The sequence below is a fragment of the Jannaschia aquimarina genome, from assembly GCF_000877395.1.
In the GTDB taxonomy this organism is placed as follows: Bacteria; Pseudomonadota; Alphaproteobacteria; order Rhodobacterales; family Rhodobacteraceae; genus Jannaschia; species Jannaschia aquimarina.
The window spans coordinates 1-18,632 of record NZ_JYFE01000017.1 but is presented as its reverse complement, the minus strand read 5'-3'; the positions used below and the strand labels follow the sequence as shown (position 1 = coordinate 18,632).

18 protein-coding genes are annotated in these 18,632 nt (G+C 65.6%); 6 read left to right on the top strand and 12 right to left on the bottom strand.

Going from position 1 to position 18,632, the window contains the following annotated elements; genetic code table 11:
* The 3 genes from jaqu_RS03180 to jaqu_RS03170 are packed head-to-tail and all read right to left on the bottom strand — an operon-like array spanning position 1 to position 3,348.
* The gene (locus jaqu_RS03180; protein WP_043917502.1) at positions 1 to 1,011 is read right to left on the bottom strand and encodes an alpha-ketoacid dehydrogenase subunit beta; all 1,011 of its coding nucleotides are present in this window, start codon (positions 1,009 to 1,011) and stop codon (positions 1 to 3) included.
* Positions 1,008 to 2,018 (bottom strand): thiamine pyrophosphate-dependent dehydrogenase E1 component subunit alpha, encoded by a 1,011-nt coding sequence (locus tag jaqu_RS03175; RefSeq protein ID WP_043917501.1) that lies wholly within the window; start codon positions 2,016 to 2,018, stop codon positions 1,008 to 1,010. The genes jaqu_RS03180 and jaqu_RS03175 overlap by 4 nt, the downstream gene beginning before the upstream one ends.
* Positions 2,011 to 3,348 carry an NAD(P)H-dependent oxidoreductase gene (locus jaqu_RS03170; RefSeq protein ID WP_043917500.1) on the bottom strand — a complete coding sequence of 446 codons (1,338 nt, stop codon included), beginning with the start codon at positions 3,346 to 3,348 and terminating at the stop codon, positions 2,011 to 2,013. The genes jaqu_RS03175 and jaqu_RS03170 overlap by 8 nt, the downstream gene beginning before the upstream one ends.
* Positions 3,349 to 3,685: 337 nt before the next feature.
* Between jaqu_RS03170 and jaqu_RS03165 the strand changes: the two genes are divergently transcribed.
* The 5 genes from jaqu_RS03165 to jaqu_RS03145 all read left to right on the top strand — a co-directional run bounded on the left by jaqu_RS03165 (position 3,686) and on the right by jaqu_RS03145 (position 9,007).
* Entirely contained in the window at positions 3,686 to 5,155 is a 1,470-nt protein-coding gene (locus jaqu_RS03165; protein WP_236687757.1) for an ABC transporter substrate-binding protein, read from the top strand.
* A 66-nt stretch (positions 5,156 to 5,221) separates the two neighbouring features.
* Positions 5,222 to 6,160 carry a carbohydrate ABC transporter permease gene (locus jaqu_RS03160; RefSeq protein WP_043917498.1) on the top strand — a complete coding sequence of 313 codons (939 nt, stop codon included), beginning with the start codon at positions 5,222 to 5,224 and terminating at the stop codon, positions 6,158 to 6,160.
* 3 nt (positions 6,161 to 6,163) lie between these two features.
* A complete protein-coding gene (locus jaqu_RS03155; protein WP_043917497.1) occupies positions 6,164 to 7,006 on the top strand; it encodes a carbohydrate ABC transporter permease in 843 nt (280 codons plus the stop codon).
* A gap of 5 nt (positions 7,007 to 7,011) precedes the next feature.
* Entirely contained in the window at positions 7,012 to 8,061 is a 1,050-nt protein-coding gene (locus jaqu_RS03150; protein WP_043917496.1) for an ABC transporter ATP-binding protein, read from the top strand.
* Between the two features lies 1 nt (position 8,062).
* Entirely contained in the window at positions 8,063 to 9,007 is a 945-nt protein-coding gene (locus jaqu_RS03145; protein WP_043917495.1) for a carbohydrate kinase family protein, read from the top strand.
* Here the strand turns inward: jaqu_RS03145 and ispD are convergent.
* The 9 genes from ispD to urtA all read right to left on the bottom strand — a co-directional run bounded on the left by ispD (position 8,982) and on the right by urtA (position 17,442).
* Positions 8,982 to 9,692 (bottom strand): 2-C-methyl-D-erythritol 4-phosphate cytidylyltransferase, encoded by a 711-nt coding sequence (gene ispD / locus jaqu_RS03140; protein WP_043917494.1) that lies wholly within the window; start codon positions 9,690 to 9,692, stop codon positions 8,982 to 8,984. The two genes, jaqu_RS03145 and ispD, sit on opposite strands and share 26 nt — an antisense overlap.
* A gap of 24 nt (positions 9,693 to 9,716) precedes the next feature.
* Positions 9,717 to 10,343 (bottom strand): hypothetical protein, encoded by a 627-nt coding sequence (locus jaqu_RS03135; protein WP_141134300.1) that lies wholly within the window; start codon positions 10,341 to 10,343, stop codon positions 9,717 to 9,719.
* A gap of 7 nt (positions 10,344 to 10,350) precedes the next feature.
* A complete protein-coding gene (locus jaqu_RS03130; RefSeq protein WP_043917493.1) occupies positions 10,351 to 11,028 on the bottom strand; it encodes a hypothetical protein in 678 nt (225 codons plus the stop codon).
* Positions 11,029 to 11,102: 74 nt separating this feature from the next.
* The gene (urtE, locus tag jaqu_RS03125; protein WP_043917492.1) at positions 11,103 to 11,792 is read right to left on the bottom strand and encodes an urea ABC transporter ATP-binding subunit UrtE; all 690 of its coding nucleotides are present in this window, start codon (positions 11,790 to 11,792) and stop codon (positions 11,103 to 11,105) included.
* Positions 11,792 to 12,529, bottom strand: a complete 738-nt coding sequence (gene urtD / locus jaqu_RS03120; protein WP_043917491.1) for an urea ABC transporter ATP-binding protein UrtD — start codon at positions 12,527 to 12,529, stop codon at positions 11,792 to 11,794. Before urtD ends, urtE begins: the two co-directional genes overlap by 1 nt.
* Positions 12,526 to 13,755 (bottom strand): urea ABC transporter permease subunit UrtC, encoded by a 1,230-nt coding sequence (gene urtC / locus jaqu_RS03115; protein WP_043917490.1) that lies wholly within the window; start codon positions 13,753 to 13,755, stop codon positions 12,526 to 12,528. Before urtC ends, urtD begins: the two co-directional genes overlap by 4 nt.
* Before the next feature lie 22 nt (positions 13,756 to 13,777).
* Complete coding sequence (locus jaqu_RS03110; protein WP_043917489.1) at positions 13,778 to 14,071, bottom strand: hypothetical protein; 294 nt, start codon at positions 14,069 to 14,071, stop codon at positions 13,778 to 13,780.
* A gap of 83 nt (positions 14,072 to 14,154) precedes the next feature.
* Positions 14,155 to 16,113 carry an urea ABC transporter permease subunit UrtB gene (gene urtB / locus jaqu_RS03105; RefSeq protein WP_043917488.1) on the bottom strand — a complete coding sequence of 653 codons (1,959 nt, stop codon included), beginning with the start codon at positions 16,111 to 16,113 and terminating at the stop codon, positions 14,155 to 14,157.
* A gap of 45 nt (positions 16,114 to 16,158) precedes the next feature.
* Positions 16,159 to 17,442, bottom strand: a complete 1,284-nt coding sequence (gene urtA, locus jaqu_RS03100) for an urea ABC transporter substrate-binding protein (RefSeq protein ID WP_043917487.1) — start codon at positions 17,440 to 17,442, stop codon at positions 16,159 to 16,161.
* 407 nt (positions 17,443 to 17,849) lie between these two features.
* On the opposite strand from urtA, the gene jaqu_RS03090 reads away from it, so the two are divergent.
* Positions 17,850 to 18,632: HAMP domain-containing protein (locus jaqu_RS03090; protein ID WP_043917485.1), on the top strand; the 783-nt coding region annotated here is incomplete at its 3' end.

Sequence of the window (18,632 nt, the reverse complement as noted above, 5' to 3'; positions counted from 1 at the left end):
TCAGCGCCGGCCCGTCGCCAACGCGCGGGCGGCATCCAGGATGTCGGCGATCTGGGGCACTGCCGCCTTTTCCAGATCCGGATTGTAAGGGATCGGGCATTCCGCCCCGCCCAGCCGGACGATCGGCGCGTCCAGGAAATCGAACGCATCGCTTTCGGCGACCATTGCGCTGATCTCGGCGCCGATGCCCAGCGTCTTGACCGCCTCGTAGACGCAAAGCAGCCGTCCGGTCTTGCGCACGCTTTCAAGGATCGTCTCGCGGTCGATGGGGCGAACCGAGCGCAAGTCGATGACCTCGGCCTCGATGCCATCTTCAGCCAGTTGACCCGCCGCTTCGAGCGCCTTGTGAACCATGATGCCGGACGCCACGACCGTGACCGCATCACCCGCACGCCGGACGACCGCCTTGTCGAGCGGCGTCGTATACCGCCCCTCCGGCACCTGCCCCTTCAGCTTGTAGAGCAGCTTGTGCTCGAAGATCATCACCGGGTCCGGATCGTCGAGCGCGGCCAGCAGCATTCCCTTCGCATCTTCCGGCGTCGTCGGCTGGACGACCTTCAGGCCGGGCACGTGCCCGAGCCACGCTTCGAGGCTTTGGGAATGTTGAGCCGCCGCTCCGGTGCCGGATCCGGCGGGAAAGCGCATGACGACAGGAACGGAAACCGCCCCACCCAGCATGTAGCGCACCTTGGCGGCCTGATTGACGATCTGTTCCATCGCGAGGGTCGCGAAGTCGGAGAACTGGAATTCCAGTATCGGGCGCAGGCCCGTCATGGCAGCCCCGACGGCCACACCGGCCCCGCCCAACTCGGAGATCGGCGTGTCGATCACCCGATCGGGGCCATGACGCTCCACAAGGTCGCCGGTGACCTGAAAGGCGCCGCCATAGACGCCGATATCCTCGCCCATCAGGACGACACGCTCATCCTCGGTCAGCGCGATGTCCATCGCGTCGCGGATGGCCTCGGCATAGGACATCTCGCGCGTCCTGACCCCGGCAGCGGCGTTCATGCGGCGCGATCCGTATGCACGTCCCGTGTCACCTCGGCCGGATCGGGATCGGTTCCGCTGCGGGCGAACTCGATCGCCTCGGCGATCTCGTCGTCCACGTCCGTTTCCATGGCGGCGATATCCTCTTCGGCCATGATGCCATGCGTCACCAGCATGGCCCCCATCCGCGCGATCGGATCCTTCTTCACCCAGCCGGCGATCTCGTCCTTCGTGCGGTAGCGATTGCGATCCGACTTCGAATGGCCGCGCCAGCGGTAGGTCACGTTCTCGATCAGGGACGGCCCCTCGCCGCGTCGCGCGCGGGCTACCGCGGTCTCGACCGCTTCGGCGACCTCCGAGAAGTCGTTCCCGTCCACCGTGACCCCCGGCATCGCATAGGCGGCCGCGCGATCGGCGATGTTCGCGACAGCGGTGGACCGCTCTGTGGACGTGGACATCCCGTACTTGTTGTTCTCGCAAACGAAGACGACGGGCAGCTTCCAGATGGCGGCCATGTTCAGCGCCTCGTGAAACGCCCCCTCGTTGTTGGCGCCATCCCCGAAAAAGCAGACGGTGACCGCGCCGGTCCCCAACCGCTTGGCAGAGAGCGCCGCGCCCACCGCGATGGGAAGCCCACCGCCCACGATACCGTTGGCGCCCAGATTCCCCTTTTCGACGTCCGCGATGTGCATGGAACCGCCGCGGCCGCGGCAATAGCCTTCTTCCTTGCCGAAGAACTCTGCGAACATGCGAGCGACATCCGCGCCCTTTGCTACGCAATGCCCGTGGCCGCGATGCGTCGACGTGATCTTGTCGTCATCCGTAAGTGCCATGCAGGAGGCGACGGCGCTGGCTTCCTGCCCTATGCTCAGATGCATGGTCCCGTGGATCAGGCCGCGGGTGTAGCTGTCTTCCGCCCCTTCCTCGAACTTGCGGATCAGGTACATCTTCCGCAGCGCCGCGCGCAGTCGGTCGGGATCGTAGGTCGCAATGGCGAAGGGGACGTTCGCCTGGGCGGTGTCAGGCATGGGCGGGCTCCCGCTTGCCGAACACCATCTCGTCCTGACGGGCACGCAGGGCGGCGATCTTCGAGTCGGCCGGAACCGAGGCGTTGCGCCGGGTGATCAGGTCCCCCTTGCGGATCGGAGCCGTGACCGCGCATCCGGTCAGGATACCGCAGGGGATCGCCTCGGCCTGCCGTGCCTCGGCCGCCTCCATGATCCAGGCGCGGTAGCAATACTCGCCGATCTGATCCAGCGTCTCTCCGGGCGAGAGGTCGCGCTTGGCGACGGCACAGACCTCCGCGACCGGCTCGCGCAGGGGCACCATGTCCGCCTTGCCGTAGAGGACCGCGCGCGCGCAGGTCAGGGGCACCTCAAGCGACGTCAAATGATACGGGCGGATCAGGCTGAAATAGGGGCCGTCGCCCATCTTGAGGTCGGTCATCCGCTCGTGAATGCGGGGGTGCTGAGCCTCGATCACGACGAAGACGCCGGGCGCGAGCCCTTGTCCGACGGAGAAATCGACCCGTCCGGCCGCGCTCAGGACGCCGCCGTCGGCTTTCGGGATCAGGGTGCTTGCCAGATCCTTCGGTCCCGCGGCAGGGCCGTGCATACCGGGCTTGTCGGGGATCAGGCCGGTCGCGTTGGCGATGGCGGCCATCTCGACCATCGTCTTCGAACCATCCACGAATTCGACCAACATCCGGGCGTTCATGTTCCGGCGCGCGGCTTCGTCCATATAGGCGTCCGGGGTCGCCTCGACGTTAAGAGGATTGTTCTTGCCTTTGCCCGCGCAGACAATCCGATGGCCCATGGCGCTGGCGAACTCGATCAGCTCCATGCAAGAGGACGGTTCGTCCCCTGCGCCAAGGGAATAGACGACGCCCAGACGCTCTGCCTCGGCCCGGAGATAGGCGCCGATGGTGACGTCGGCTTCGACGTTCATCATCACGAGGTGCTTGCCGCGCTCCATCGCCGCCAGGCCGATCTCGGCGCCGACGGAAGGCACGCCGGTCGCGTCGATCACCACGTCGATCAACCCGCTTTCCAGAATCGCCTGCGCATCGGGAGCGACCGCGGTCCGCCCTCCCTCGATCACGCTGTCGAGCGCGACGCTCGTCGCGGCGTCGTTCGAATGCCCCTTCTCACCGTAAGCGATCTCGACGGCCCGATGCGCGGCTGCCGGATCGAGATCGGCGACCGCCGCGACATCGACGCCGTCCATCAGCGCGGCACGGGTGACGATATCGGTTCCCATCTCCCCCGACCCGACGAGGCCAATTCGTACGGGACGTCCGTCGGCCGCGCGGGCGGACAGGTCGCGGGCCAAACCTGTCAGTTCAACGTTGCTCGCCATGTCGAGATCTCCGGGTGGCCGTGCAGAGGGGTTATTTGAACATCTGCTTATCTGTCAATCTATATGTTCAGGGCGGCAAGCCGGGCGGTGGTCAGGCTAGGCCGCGAACTTGTGCTGGTAGTCATAACAAGAATAACGTTGACAGGAACGGCTGCCCGAACATAACGATACTTTTTAGAACTTTTGTTCTGCCCCTGTGGTCGCGGAGGAGGCGATGCGCAAGGGCCAACTGTGCGGCGACACAGCAGGGAGGAAGGAAATGTCCAAAAGCTTATCCCGGAGGGGGTTCCTCGCATCAACCGCGGCAGTCGGCGCGGCAGGGTCCTCGGGCCTGCTAATGCCCCGCATCGCACGAGCCGACGCGCACCTTCCCGACCCGGCCAGTGTGCTGGAGGGTATCTCGGTGCCCGGCTATGTCCGCGAAGACTACCGTCAGCTCTACAACATGAGCGACGCGCCGCTCTGGGATCCGAACAAGGACTGGATCCGCACCGTCGACTGGGAGCGGGTTCGCGAAGAGCTTGCCGGCACGTCGGTCCGGTTCGCGGTCGGCGCGGCGGACGCTGAGTCCGCGGCAGAGGGTCTAGTCCCCTTCGAGCAGCTTTCGGGCATCACGGTCGAGCTGGTTCCGATCCCGGATGACAGCTTCTACGACAAGGCGCTGGCCGAGTTCATCTCCGGCAATGCGAGCTTCGACGCATTGCAGTTCTTCTCTCCATGGATGGGAGATTTCGCGGCACCGGGCTTCCTGTTCCCCCTCGACGACTTCGCCGAGAAGTGGGGCCTGCCGCTCGACGACTTCTACGACACGTACCGATTGAACTACGGCTTCTTCAACGGCCGGATGTACGGCATCCCCTTCGATTGCGACATCCAGATGGTCCATGTCCGCAAGGGCTACATGGAGCAGCTTCTGGGCGGCGAAGTGGACCGGGTGAACTCGGTGCCGAGCTACGACGAACTGATCCGCGTTTCGCGGGAACTGAACCGGATCGAACCGGGCGTCGCGGGCGTCGGTCTGATGGCCGCGCCCGGCTTCTGGTCGACCTACACCTGGGAGCATATCGCCGCCCAGGCCGGCATGATGCTGTTCGACGAGAACTGGGAACCGATCTTCAACGGCGAGGAAGGCATGAAGGGCCTGGAGATCATCCTCGCCCTCACCGAGAACGCCAACGAAGGCCATGCCGGCGCCGGCTGGCCCGAGAACCGCGCCGCGTGGCTGGGCGGGCAGGTGGCGACCAACATCTCCTGGCAGGATAGCGGCACGCAGGCGATGCGCCCGGACCAGAGCCAAATCGTCGACGATTTCGTCACGATCTACGAGCCGCGGATCGAAGGCGGCCGCTTCGCACCGCCTAACATCGCCGGGTCGACCTCCTGCGTCAGTGCCTCGGCGCAGAACCCCGAAGGCGCGTTCCTGATGCTGGGCTTCCTGACGACAGCGTCGATCATGGCCATGAACGAGGCCAATGCGAACGGCGTGGCACCCGGCTATCGCTCGGTCCTGACAAACGAAGAACTGCAGAAGGTCAGCCAGCCGGCAAAGGTCTGGGGTGACAGCCTCGATCATGCCTGGTGCAGCCCGCGCCTGCCCGGCGCCTTCCCGATCGAGCAGGCCATCGGCAACGAGATCAACCGCGCCGTCGTCGGCCAGATCACCGCGAAGGAGGCGCTGGACAACGCAGCCGCCGCCGTGCGCCAGATCATGTCCGAGAACGGGTTCTACGCGGGCAACGATCCGGTCGAGTATGCCGCGGCGGCGCCCGGCCTCTATGTCGGAGAAGGCAAGGACCTGCCCTTCTGATATGATGGTCTCACGGGCCTCGTGTCCGTGGGACCATACCCTTTCAGCCGACCACCGGGAACGAGCATGACGGACACCCCCCTGCGCGATGTGGGACCGGCAGCGGCCGCGGGGCCCGCCTCACAGATCCGCCGCCGTCGGTCCCGCCGCATGAAGGCGCTGTTCCCGTACCTGCTGGTCGCGCCCGCGGTGATCTACCTGCTGGGCATCACGCTCTATCCCGGCATCTACGCCATCATCCAGAGCTTTCACGCCGTGAAGTTCGGCCCCTGGCAACCGGTCGGGTTCGACAATTACGTCCGCCTGATGGGCGACTATCAATTCTGGGGCGCGCTCTGGAATACGTTCGTGATTGGCTCGATCAGCCTGACGCTGCAATGCGTGCTTGCGCTGATCCTCGCCTTCTACGCCTACCGCGACCCTTGGGTGCAGGGCTGGCGGATCGTCTTTCTGGTCCCGATGCTGTTCATGCCGTCGGCGGTGGCCTTCATCTACAAGCTGTCGTTTCTCGATGCCCGCGTCTTCTCGGATCTCTTGCAGCGGATCGGACTGATCGACGGGAACCTCGCGATCCAGTCGTCGGTCTGGGGCAGCCGCGCCCTGCTGATCCTGGCGGATGTCTGGCAATGGACCCCCTTCCTCTTCATCATCTTCGTCGCAGCCCTTCAGGGTCAGGACGAAGAGGTCGAGGAGGCCGCGCGTCTCGACGGGGCTTCGTGGTTCTCGATCTTCTGGAACATCTCCCTGCCGCTCATGAAGCCGGTGATCGCCGTCGCGCTGATCCTGCGGGGGATCGACATCACGACGATGTTCACCAACGTCTTCATCATCACCAAGGGCGGCCCGGCCTTCGGCACGGAGACGATCAGCTATTTCATCTACCGGACGGGCTTCAAGTTCTTCAATTTCGGCTATGCTTCGGCGGCTTCGGTTGTGATGCTGATCCTGACCATCATCATCGCGCAGGTCGTCGTGAAGCGCGCCTTCGTGTCGGCGAGGAACTGAGCCATGGCTTCGGTCCGCAGAAAGAAGGGCGAGAACCTTCTGGTCCGCTACCTGATCCTGGGGGGGTGGGCGCTGTTCTGTCTGGTTCCCGTCCTGTGGTTCCTCTCCATCGGCCTGCGTCCGCGAACGGAGATCATCACGCCCCAGCCGATCTACTGGCCGACCTTCAGCCTGGATGCCTGGCACATGATCTGGGAGGACTGGCCGATGTGGCAGTACCTCCGCAACTCGGTGCTGGCGATCCTCGGCTCGGTGCTGATCGACCTCGTGCTGGCGATCCCCGCGGCATACGCGCTGGCCCGCTACGAGTTTCGCGGGCGCGACGATATCGCGTTCTACATCCTGTCCACGCGGATGATGGCGCCCGCCATCGTGGCGATCCCGATCTTCTTCCTGTTCCGCAATCTGGGCCTGCTCGACACGATCTGGGCGCTCATGCTGGTCTACGCGGCCATCAATCTCAGCTTTGTCACATGGATCATCCGGTCCTACATGCTGGACATCCCGAAGGAGCTGGAAGACGCGGCCCGCACGGATGGCGCCTCCGACCTGCGCATCCTGTGGGAGATCATCATCCCCGCGATCCTGCCCGGCATTATCACGGCCGCCGTCATCGCGATGATCTTCGCGATCAACGAATTCCTGTTCACCCTGCTCATCGCCTCGACCCCCGACGCCTATACGATGTCAATGGCTCTGGCGAATTTCACCGGAGGCTCGGACGGGGTGATCTACAACGCGATCGCTCTGGTGGCCTTCCTCGCCTTCCTGCCGGTCTTCCTGGTGGTCGTGGCAATCCAGAAACATCTGAGCCGGGGCCTGACGATGGGCGCGGTCAAGGGCTGAAGCACATGGCACGCATCGAATTGCAGAACGTGGAGAAGCGGTGGGGCGCCGTGGTCGGCGTGCGTGACGTTGATCTGGACATCGCCGACGAGGAGCTGGTCGTCTTCCTGGGACCGTCCGGCTGCGGGAAGACCACCACGATGCGGATGATCGCCGGGCTCGAAGACCCGTCGGAAGGCGAGATCCGCATGGACGGCGAAGTCATGAACGAGGTCGACGCCCGCGACCGCGACGTTGCGATGGTCTTCCAGGGCTACGCGCTCTATCCGAACATGACCATTTACGAGAACATTCGCTTTCCCCTGCGGATGCGCGACGTGCCCAAGGCCGATCAGGACCGCCTGATCCGCGAGGCGGCCGCCATGGTCGAACTGGAGGATTATCTCGACCGCAAGCCCGGCGCCTTGTCGGGGGGCCAGCGCCAGCGGGCCGCGCTGGCCCGTGCCATCGTCCGCAAGCCGCAGGTCTTTCTGATGGACGAGCCGCTTTCGAACCTCGACGCCAAGCTGCGCCAGGCGATGCGGGTCCAGATCAAGCACCTCCAACGCCAGCTCAGGATCACCACAGTTTACGTCACGCACGATCAGATCGAGGCGATGACGCTGGCGGACCGGATCGTGGTCATGGCCGGAGGGTCGATCCAGCAGATCGGCACGCCCGACCAGATCTATCGCGATCCGGCGAACACGTTCGTCGCGGGGTTCATCGGGTCGCCGCCGATGAACCTGATCGAAGGTCGGGTCGAGGGCGGCACCTTCAGCGCGCCGGGCATCTCCGTTCCGGGCCTGTCTCACGCGGAGGGTCGTGCCGTCACCTTGGGCGTCCGCCCGGAAGATTGCCACGTCGCCGAAGGGGCGGCCCATCTCACCGGGCATGTCTACGGAATCGAGCCGACGGGCGACATGACGTACCTGACCGTGAAGGCAGGCGACAAGCTGATCGAGGTGAAGGCCGACCGCGACTTCCGCGCGGACCTGGACACGCCGCAGGGGGTGACCTTCGACATGGATCGCCTCTATCTGTTCGCCGGGGAAAGCGGGGAACGGATCAGATAAGATGACGAAGTTCGACTACACGTCGGTGGGGTTCTATACCTTCGACGCGCTCTGCCGTCCGGTCACGCAGATCCCGCCCGGCGGCGACACGTATTTCGTCGAGGACTTCGCTCTGGCCGTTTCGGGCGCAGCGGGCAGCGCGGCGATCGTCGCGGCGAAGCATGGCCTGAAGGTGCGGGCCGTGGGCGGCGTCGGCGCCGACCTGATGGGCGAATGGGTCATCCGCCGCCTGGGCGATTTCGGCGTGGACACGGCCAACATGCAGACCTGCGAGGACTTCGCGACCTCGTCCTCGATCGTGACGACGCGCCCCGACGGCGCGAGGCCCGCCCTGCACAAGCGCGGCGCGACGGCAGGGTTCTTCGTGGACGACACCGCGATGGAGAGCGTGCTGGACACGTCGATCCTGCATATCGGCGGCGTGGGACTGATGGACGCGATGGACAAGGGACGATCGGTCGAACTGTTCGCCGAAGCCAAGTCCCGCGGCGTGATTACGACCTTGGACGTCTTCGCCGCGACCGCCGACGACATGAAGCTGGTCGCGCCCCTGCTGCCGCATACGGACTACTTCATGCCCTCCGAAGAGGAGGCGATGGCCCTTTCAGGCCTGACGGATTTCGAGGAGATCGCACGCTTTCTGCTGGATCAGGGCGCGGGCGCGGTGATCCTGACGATGGGCGCGCAGGGTGCCATGTATCGCGACGCGCAGGGCCGTGCCTTCGACGTGCCGGCTTTCGCAATCGACGTCGTGTGCACCTGCGGGTGCGGCGATTGCTTCAATGCCGGCTTCGCCACCGGTCTGCATCTGGGCAAACCGCCCGAGGATTGCGTGAAGCTGGGGCAAGCCGCATCCGCACAGAACGCGACGGGTCTCGGGTCTCAGGCGGGCGTCGTCGATCTGGAGCGGACCCTCGACTTCATCCGGACGACCCCGACACGCTGAGTTCGACCAGGTCGCGGGCGGCGATCTCTTCGGCACGCGCGAGGTCCGCCGGCGTGGTGATCTTGAAGTTGCTCTCGCAGCCGGGGACCAGAACGATGTCCAGAGCCGCCGCCCGAGCCACCGCCACGTCATCCGCCGCCAAAGGATCCCGACAGGCCCGATGCGCCTCGACGATGCGGTCGAAGCGAAAGCCCTGCGGGGTCTGGGCTCTCCAAAGTCCTTCACGGGGGACGGACGCCGTGGCCCGTCCTCCTTCGGTCCGCCACAGGGCATCCACGACGGGCAGCGCCGCGCAGGCGCCATCGGCGCGATCCAGACCCTCGATCACTGCGCCTATGACCTCATGCGGGCAAAAGGGCCGCGCCGCGTCGTGGATCAGCACCTTTTCCGGTTTTCGCTCGGAAAGCGCTTCGAGGCCGCACCGCACGGAGGCCGCCCGGCTGTCCCCACCCGCGATGGGATCGAGAAGACCGGCATCCGTCAGCCCCGCGACCGCCTGCCGGTAGAGAGGGAGGTCATCCATATGGATCACGACCGCGACCGTCCCGATCGAGGGATGGCCGAGAAAGGTCTCGATCGTATGGCGCAGGATCGGGATCCCCGCGACGGGCAGGTACTGCTTGGGCGTCCCGCGAGACATGCGGCGCCCGCGCCCGGCAGCGACGAGGATTGCAGCGACGCTCATGCCAGGGCGTCCGGACTTGCGGGATCACGCATCCTCGACCGTCCCGTTCAGCGGATGCAGGTTCGGAGCATAGAACCGTCCCGCGATCCGGGCCGTCCGATCCGGATGGAAGATCTCCGGCGTCTCCCAATGCGCGTCCTCGCCGGCGAAATGCTCTAGAAAGGCGATCGCCAGGGCGCTGTCCTCCTCCACGTTTTCCCGAAAACTCCACCACGTCCGAACATCATCGAGGTCCGTCCGCGGGGTCTGATGACCGTCGAAATCGGTCTCCAGGACGAGGCCACGAACGTTGAGGCAGAAGACGACATAGAGATAGCCTTCGGGCCAGTAATAGGCCGGGTTCGTCGTGTCGGCCCCTTCGGGCAGTCCCGTCACCTGAACAGGCTTCACCTGCAGAAGCGTGCGCAGCACCAGCCCGGCCGCAAAGCCGACATAGGCCGGGTAATCTGTCGCGTCGCGGGGCTTCTGCGCATCGAACGCCTTGCGCCATTCGGCGAAGACGCGCGCAAGATCTGTGTGATCGGCCTGATAGGCCACCCCCGTTTCCTCGCTAATGCGGGCCGCCTGGTCTTCAAACGCACGCACGAACCAGCGCAGGCTCTGCGCGGCTTTTCGGATTGGCCGGGGCGACGTTGCGGCGAGTTTCGGCATGACCCGGCTAGAGCTTCGCGGAAACCGAGCGCAGCATCTCGGCCAAGGTGTCCGGATCATCGAAGCGGGCCAACACTTCCGCCTCGAGGCTTACCGAAAGCGCAACCGACAGCTCCAGGACGAGGCGTTCCTCGGACACGACATCCTCTCGGTTGGTCAACAGCCATGCGAAGGCGGCAAAGGCGGCCAGCCGCACGGCACGATCCTGCGCCGGATCGGTCGGCAGCGGCAGACCAGGCATCGGGCCGAAGGCGCGCGCCCGGTAGAGGTCCAGCAGGATCCGCGCCGCGCGCCGCTCTGCCGAAACGCCCGCAGCGACGGGTCCCGAATGGAGGCGCATCGTGGCGATGGTCTCGCTGAGGGGAATGGCCGGACCGTCGAGTTGGTCGAGCGCCATCTGCATGGCCGACGCAAGCACCCGGACGAACGCCTCCTCCATGCGATCGGATGGGCCGTCGACCGACAGAAAATCCGACGCGGCCGCGAGGGACGCCGCGTCCACACCTTCAAGCGGGACGCGTTCAGGGTGCGAGTCGGGCAGGACGCCAGAGACGAGTTGCAGCGCTTCGCGCAACGGCGCCGGCAATCCCGCCGCGCCCACGCCGCGGATTGGCGTGAAGGCGGACAGGCCCCGCGCCAGATCGCGCAAGGGCAATCCGACCATGGCACCGATATCCCTGCTCATGAGGCTCCACCCGTCGTTACCGGAGTAGGCTACCAAAAGAGCGCCGCCATGCCAAATCCCGTGGCGAGGCGCGTTCAGACGGACACCATGCCCAAGACGGCCTCTCGGTCCGCCTCGTTTCGCGCGGCGTCATGGATCACCTCGCCCCGGCGCAGGACCACGACCCGGTCGGCGCGCGCCCAGACGAAATCGAACCGCTGCTCGACCAAGACGATCGCCATGTCCCCCCGCGCGCGGACCTGATCGATCACCCTGCCGATCTCGGTGATGATCGACGGCTGGATCCCCTCCGTCGGCTCGTCCAGCAACAGGACCCGTGGCTTTGTCACCAAGGCGCGCGCGATGGCGAGCTGCTGCTGCTGCCCGCCAGACAGATCGCCGCCGCGCCGGTCCCGCATCTGTGCGAGGACCGGAAAGAGGTCGAACACGTCGTCCGGAAGCCTGCGCTCTGCCTTCGGCAGACAGGCGAACCCCGTCTCGAGGTTCTCGGCGACGGTGAGCATCGGAAAGATCTCTCGCCCTTGCGGGACGTAGGCGATACCGGCCCGCGCTCGGGCCCTGGCACCGCTCGGCAGGGGCGAACTGTCCAGCGTCATGCGCCCCTTGGCCGGGTGGCGCCCCGCGAGGGCCTTCAGGAGCGACGTCTTGCCGACCCCGTTCAGCCCCATGACGGCGGTCACCTCTCCGGTCCGCGCCTCGAAATCGAGCCCCGACAGGATCACGCTGCCGCCATAGGACAGGGAGAGGTCGCGCACCGCCAGCATCATCCGCGCCCCAGATAGACATCGATGACCTGCGCATCGGCCGTGACATGGGCCAGGCTGCCCTCGGCGAGGACGCGCCCCTCGTGCAGCACGGTGACGCGGCAATTCAGGCGGGCCACGAACTCCATGTCGTGCTCGACGACGACGACCGCGCGTGTCTTGGCGGCCTCGACCAGCATGGCGGTCGTCCGCTCGCGCTCTGCCGAGGTCATGCCGGCGGCAGGCTCGTCGACCAGCAGAAGGCGCGGCTCGGCGGCCAGCAACATACCGATCTCGAGCCATTGCTTCTGTCCGTGGCTCAACTCGCCCGCACGGCGGGCCAGATGGTCCGACAGCCCCACTTCTTCGGCCAGCGCGGCGATCCGCTCGGCCCGGTCGCGCCGATAGGTGAGCACCGTCAGCGGGCCGCGTGTGCCTTTCAGGGCGAGGCGCAGATTCTCCCACACCGTCTGATCCTCGAAGACGGTGGGTTTCTGGAACTTCCGCCCGATCCCCTCGCGCGCGATGCGGCTTTCGGACAGGCGTGTCAGGTCGCGCGACAACTCTCCCCAGCGGATCGTGCCGCTATCGGGTCGCGTCTTGCCGGTAACGAGGTCCATGAAGGTGGTCTTCCCGGCCCCGTTCGGGCCGATCACCGCCCGGAGTTCCGGCTCGCCGATGGCGAAGGAGAGGTTGTCGATCGCCTTGAACCCGTCGAAGGATTTCGACACGCCGGACACTTCCAGAAGCGCGCTCATTCCGCAGGCTCCGCCGAGGCTTCCTCGCGCCGCAAGGCGCCCTTGTCCGGTCCCATGTCACCGATGCGATCCGGCCGGCGGCGCGTGAGGCGAAGGATCAGACCCGCCAGACCCTCGGGCGCCAGCAAGGTGACCGCGACGAAACCGAAGCCCAGCAGCACGAGCCACCAATCCGTCCAGCGGACAACGTAGATCCCGAGGTCGATATCCGGAGCCCCGCCCCCGGTGAACCAGCTCGACAGGAGCGAGACCGCCGCCGCGCCGAGGATCGCCCCCCAGAGATGTCCCCTGCCCCCGATCGCGACCCAGACCGCAAGATAGATCGAAGCGATCGGCGCGATCTCGGCCGGGTTCACGATGCCCGCCTGCGGATAGTACAGCGCGCCCGCCACGCCGGCGATCATCGCCGTGCCGGTAAAGACGACCAGCTTGTAGCCTTCGACATCGTAGCCGAGAAACCGGACGCGGGCCTCATCGTCCCGGATCCCGCGGACAACGCTGCCGAAGCGGCCGGAGACCGTCCAGGCAGCCAGGATGTAGGTCGCGGCAAGCGCGATCGCGGAGGCCCAGAGGAACCAGAGCGAGAGCGTGGATTGCGGCACATGCGTCAGGCCGGGGATGTTCTGGAGACCGGATAGTCCGTTATTGCCCCGCAGGCCGCTGTCGTTCTGGAACAGCCACAGCGACAGGGCGAGCGTGCCCGCCTGCGTCAGAATCGACAGGTAGACGCCCGTCACCCGGCTGCGGAACGCCAGCCATCCGAAGATCAGTGCCAAGAGACCCGGAACCAGAACCACGGCAATTAGCTGCACGGCAAGAACATCCGACAGTACCCACATCCACGGAAACTGATCCGACCCGACCACGCCGAAGATCTGCGTGGCGGCGGCCTGGTCGATCTCCTCCGGCGTCGGAGGCAGAGGGCGGTTGGCGAGTTGCGCTGCCACGATGTCCTCGGTCCGCGCGCGCATCAGCCACATGCCGATCGCGTATCCCCCGATCCCGAAAAAGGCCATGTGGCCGAGGCTGAGGATACCGCAATAGCCCCAGACCAGATCCATCGCCACCGCGACGAGACAGAGACACAGCGTCTTGCCGAGGGTCTTGACGAACGAGGTCGAGACAAGGCCCATCTCGGCCCCGATCGTCGCGAGCAGTGTCAGGACCGTCAGCCCGACGAGCACGGCCAGCACGTCGGGACGGCGGATCAGGGGAATACGGGTCATCGCCCGCACTCCCCGGACCGGTTCACTCGAATGTCAGAGCGAACTCCTCCTCGTAGAGTGCCTGTGTCGAGACGAGGCAGTCGTCGGCCTCTGCGAAGACGAAGATCGTGGCGACCTCCGCCACGACACTGACGCGGCAATAGCTGCCCTCCGGCGCGTCGATCGCCGATGGGCAGGTCTCGAGATCCGTATGGGGCACGGCGATCTCGTATGTCTCGTAGGGCAGCGCGCATGCGTCCTGCGCAACGGCAGGAAGCGCGAACGGAAAGAGGCAGGCCGCAAGCAGTGCGGCCCGTCGGAAAGCGACGGTTGTCATGGAAAATCATCCTGGTTTCGACACGAGGAAGATTCCCCGCATCGTGACCGTAGTTATTCCCGACTGAATGAGTCAACAATTGATCATCCCCCTGCCGCCCGGCCCTTCTGGGGCACGATCCCGCGGGGGCGAAACTGGATGAACGCGATGATGAACAGGATCATGAAGGTCTGCGCGGCGAGTGTGTTGGACGGGTTGAGCCACTCGATGCCCTTCTGAAGCCCCCCGATCAGCCCGGCTCCGGCGAGCGTTCCGAACACGCTGCCAACGCCGCCGACAACGACCGTCATGAAGGATTGCACGATGTAGCCGGCCCCCATTTCAGAGGTAACCTGCGCATAGAGCCCGATCGCGACGCCGGCCACGCCCGCGATGCCCGAGCCAAGACCGAAGGTGAGCATCCCGATGCGGCCCGGGTCGATGCCCATGCTGGCCGCCATACCGGGATTCTGCGTCACGGCGCGCACTTCCAGCCCCAGTCGCGTGCGCCGCAACACGTAGACGATGGCCGCAAGGAAGATCAGCGCCAGCACGAAGATCGCCACCCGGATCCACGAGACGGAAATAACCTCGGAAATCTGCCAGCTTCCGGCCAGCCAGTCCGGGGAGGTCAGCGGGCGGGCCTGCGTGCCGAACACGTTCTTTGCGATCTGCTGCAGCGCGACCGAGATGCCGAAGGTCGCGAGCAAGGTCTCCAGCGGGCGATGCATGAGATGACGGATCACCAACCGCTCCAGCGCGACGCCGGCCAGCCCCGCCGTGCAGAAGGCCAGCGGCAACGCGATCACCAGAGACAGGGTGTAGTCCGGCACGAACAGTTGGACGACATAGCCCGTATAGGCGCCGATCATGATGAATTCGCCATGGGCCATGTTGATGACCCCCATCACGCCGAACGTGACTGCCAGCCCAATCGCCGCGAGGAAATAGATCGAAGCAAGCGACAGCGCATCGAGGCCCAGATCGGCCGTCTGATGCAGGGCCAGGCGGCCTTCGACGGCATCCATCGACGCGCGCGCGGCATCCGTGATCGCGGAATCCTCCTCGACATAGAGGTCGAGGATCGCGTGCGTTTCCAACGCCTCGGCAATTCCGTCATCCGTCAGGCGCGCGGGGGCCGCGTCCAGCCTCGCCAGCGCATCGTATGCGTCCCAGCGCGTCTGCTCGTCATCGAGCTGCGCGACCGGAAATCCCGCGACAGCACCCTCGGAAATCGCGGCCACCAGCGCCGCATCACGGGCTTCGCGGGTCACACGGGGCGGAACAAGGTCCGCTTCGACCAAAAGGGAATAGGCGTCTTCCGTGCCGATATCTTGTCCGGGACGGAGCCGTGCGGCGACGTTCGCCCCGTCGGGGGCTTCGCCATTCTCGGCGACGATCCGGCGCGTGGTGAGCACGCGGGACAACGCGGCCCGATCCTCGATGCGGATGCTGCCGGACAAATCCTCGATGGCGGCGATCCGGGCTGCGGGATCGGTGTCGAAGCGCGCGGTCAGGCGCCGCTCCGCCGCCTGCTTGAAGGCGCGCAGCGACGGGACCTCCTCTTCTTCGATGGAGGCCCGAAGGATTTCGAGCAACTCTGCCGAGGGCGCGCGCTCCAGGGCCTCGACCGCTTCGCGCCGGACACGGGCCGTCGGATCCGTGAGTTGGAACCGGACGAGCGCCGCGCCGATCACCCTGCGCACGCCCGCATTGGGACGAAGCTCCGTCGCCTCGCGTCGACCGACCTCGCCGGCCGGCTCGCCCGTGTCGATATCGCTGAGACGATAGATGTCGCCGTCCCGCTCGCCGAAGAAGAAGAGACCGTCCTCGTCCCGCATCACGATCCGGCGGTCCGACCAGGCTTCTAGGAAGGCGCGCAATTGCGGCGATCCCGTCTCGGCGAGGGCCTCCAGGACCTCGCCCACGGAACGCCGGGACGCCCGCTCCACCTCGGAGGCGTTGGTCTGGAGGACGGCCTGCAGCGGACCCTCCTGGGCCGCCGCGGGCGAAGCTGCCGACCAGGCGAGCAGCGCCAGACATGCGAGAATGATGCGGATCATACGAGCCCCCCGAAAGCGGGCCCCGGCGACCGGGGCCCGACCATCTCAGTAGTTCGACTCGATCTGGACGCAGCTTTCCGTCTCGGTGTTGTACATGCCGCAGCCCAGTCCCGGCCAATCCGACACGAGGACCGCGCTTTCCGGCAGGAAGTCCGTCCACGCGTCGCCCGGCACCTCTTCGGTCTGCGAGATGATGTCGAACTGCCCGTCCTCGGTGATCTCGCCGATCAGGACCGGCTTGGTCAGATGATGGTTCGGCAGCATGATCGCCGTGCCGCCCGTCAGGTTGGGCACCTCCTGGCCGTACATCGCGTCGCGGACGGCGTCGACATCGGTCGTACCGGCCTCTTCCACGGCCTGAACCCACATGTTGAAGCCGATATAGTGGGCTTCCATCGGGTCGTTGGTCACGCGATCCTCGCCCATGCGCTCTTTCCAGGCGGCGACCCAGGCCTCGTTCTCCGGCGTATCGGCGGACTGGAAGTAGTTCCAGGCGGCGAGGTGGCCGACCAGGTCCGAGGTATCGAGGCCAGACAACTCCTCCTCACCCACCGAAAAGGCGACGACCGGGATGTCCGAGGCGTCGACGCCCTGCGCGGCGAGTTCCTTGTAGAAGCCGACATTCGCGTCGCCGTTGATCGTCGAGATCACGCCGACGGGGCGCCCTTCTTCGGCCATCGCGACGACGTCCGACACGATGGTGGCCCAGTCGGAATGACCAAAGGGGGTGTAGTTGACGAAGATGTCCGCCTCGGCGACGCCATTATCCTTCAGGTAGGCTTCGAGGATGTTGTTGGTCGTGCGAGGGTAGACGTAGTCGGTCCCCAGAAGGGCAAAGCGCTCGATCCCCAGTTCTTCGAGGAAGTAGTCCACGGCCGGGATGGCCTGCTGATTTGGTGCGGCGCCCGTGTAGAAGACGTTCTTGGACGACTCCTCGCCCTCGTACTGGACCGGATAGAACAGCAGGCCGTTGAGTTCTTCGATCACCGGCAGGACGGACTTGCGGCTCACGCTTGTCCAGTTGCCGAAGATCACGTCGACCTCGTGAACGGTCAGCAATTCCCGCGCCTTCTCGGCGAAGAGCGGCCAGTCGGATGCCGGGTCGACGACCACGGCCTCAAGCTGACATCCGAGTACGCCGCCTGCCTCGTTCTGCTGCTCGACGAGCATCTCGACGGTGTCCTTCAGCGTAGTCTCGGAGATCGCCATGGTCCCCGACAGCGAGTGGAGGACGCCCACCTTGATCGGACATTCGGCGTCCTGCGCGCTGGCAAGCCCAGCGGCCGAGGCAAGGAGCGTGCTGCAAAGCGTCAGCTGCGTAATTCTCATGGATGATCCCCCATTCCGGATTGAGAAAGCGACATTGCACGGATCGTTAGACCCACCTCCGACGCCGGAACGAGGGTCGGTCCGGCCGCCGTGGCTGAAAAGCGGGCCTTGCCTGCTTCCTGTGCGCCGTCGACGCGCTGCGGCGCGAAAATCAGCGCGAAGCGGACCGAACGCGGGCACATCCGCACATGCCGGTCTGCGAAACCGTGCGAGCAAGCCGAACCGTCGCCCCGTCATCCCCCGTTCATCGAGGCAGGCGAGCGGAGTTCATTCCGCTCGTGTTAGACTCGCGTCGAAGGACGCGCGAGCGAAGGCGAAGCGGCCAGCCGCCGGGGCACGCCCGTGCGACTTGCATGGCGTGCTCGGCGATCTGGCGTCGAGCCAAATGTGTGACAGACGGGAATGCGATGAGTACGACACGGCTTTTCGGCATCTTCGGGGTTCTCTTCCTCGTGAACGTCGCCGCGCTGGCCGGTTTCGCCCTGCTCAGCATCGAGAAATCGGCTTATTGGGACGCGCGCATCCAGCTCGCTCAACAGAGCTATCAGGCGCATCGCCGCCTCGAGTCCGACGTGTTCCAATTGATCGCCTTCCATGCCGCCCCCCAGGCGATCGACGGAGCGGGCGAGGATTCTCGTCAGGAAGAGTTGCAAGAAAATGTCCTGGCCGACATCGCGACAATCCGGACGATCATCGCCGCAGAGATCGAGTTGGTCGGCGAGGAAGAGATCGAGGAACTCGCGGCCCTGTCCCGGATCGAGCGGGAAATCCTGGCCGTCTTCCGTCTTCTGCCGCTTGCACCGAGCGCCGCGAGCCGGGCGCCTCCTGAGGCCCTTGTGCCAGGTTTCGTCGGTCAACAGGTCCAAGAGCGGGTCGCCCCCCTGATCGACGCCGCCCTCGATGAAGAGCAGGAAGAGGTGGACGAGACGCTAGCGACGGCGTCGGCCTTGCGCGAAAGGATTCGGGCGATCCTTCTGACCCTGTCTTCTTCGGCGCTTCTGTTGGTCGCAGGTTTCATCGTCGCCCATCGGCGCATGATCCGGCATCCGCTCGAACAGACCGAGGCGATCCTTGCCCGGTTCCGCAAAGGAGACTGGACGGGGCCGATCAGGATCGAAGGCGGCCAGGAGTTTCGGAGCCTCGGTCAGGTCCTGCGAGAAATGGCCGACAGCCTGTTGCGGCGGGGGGGG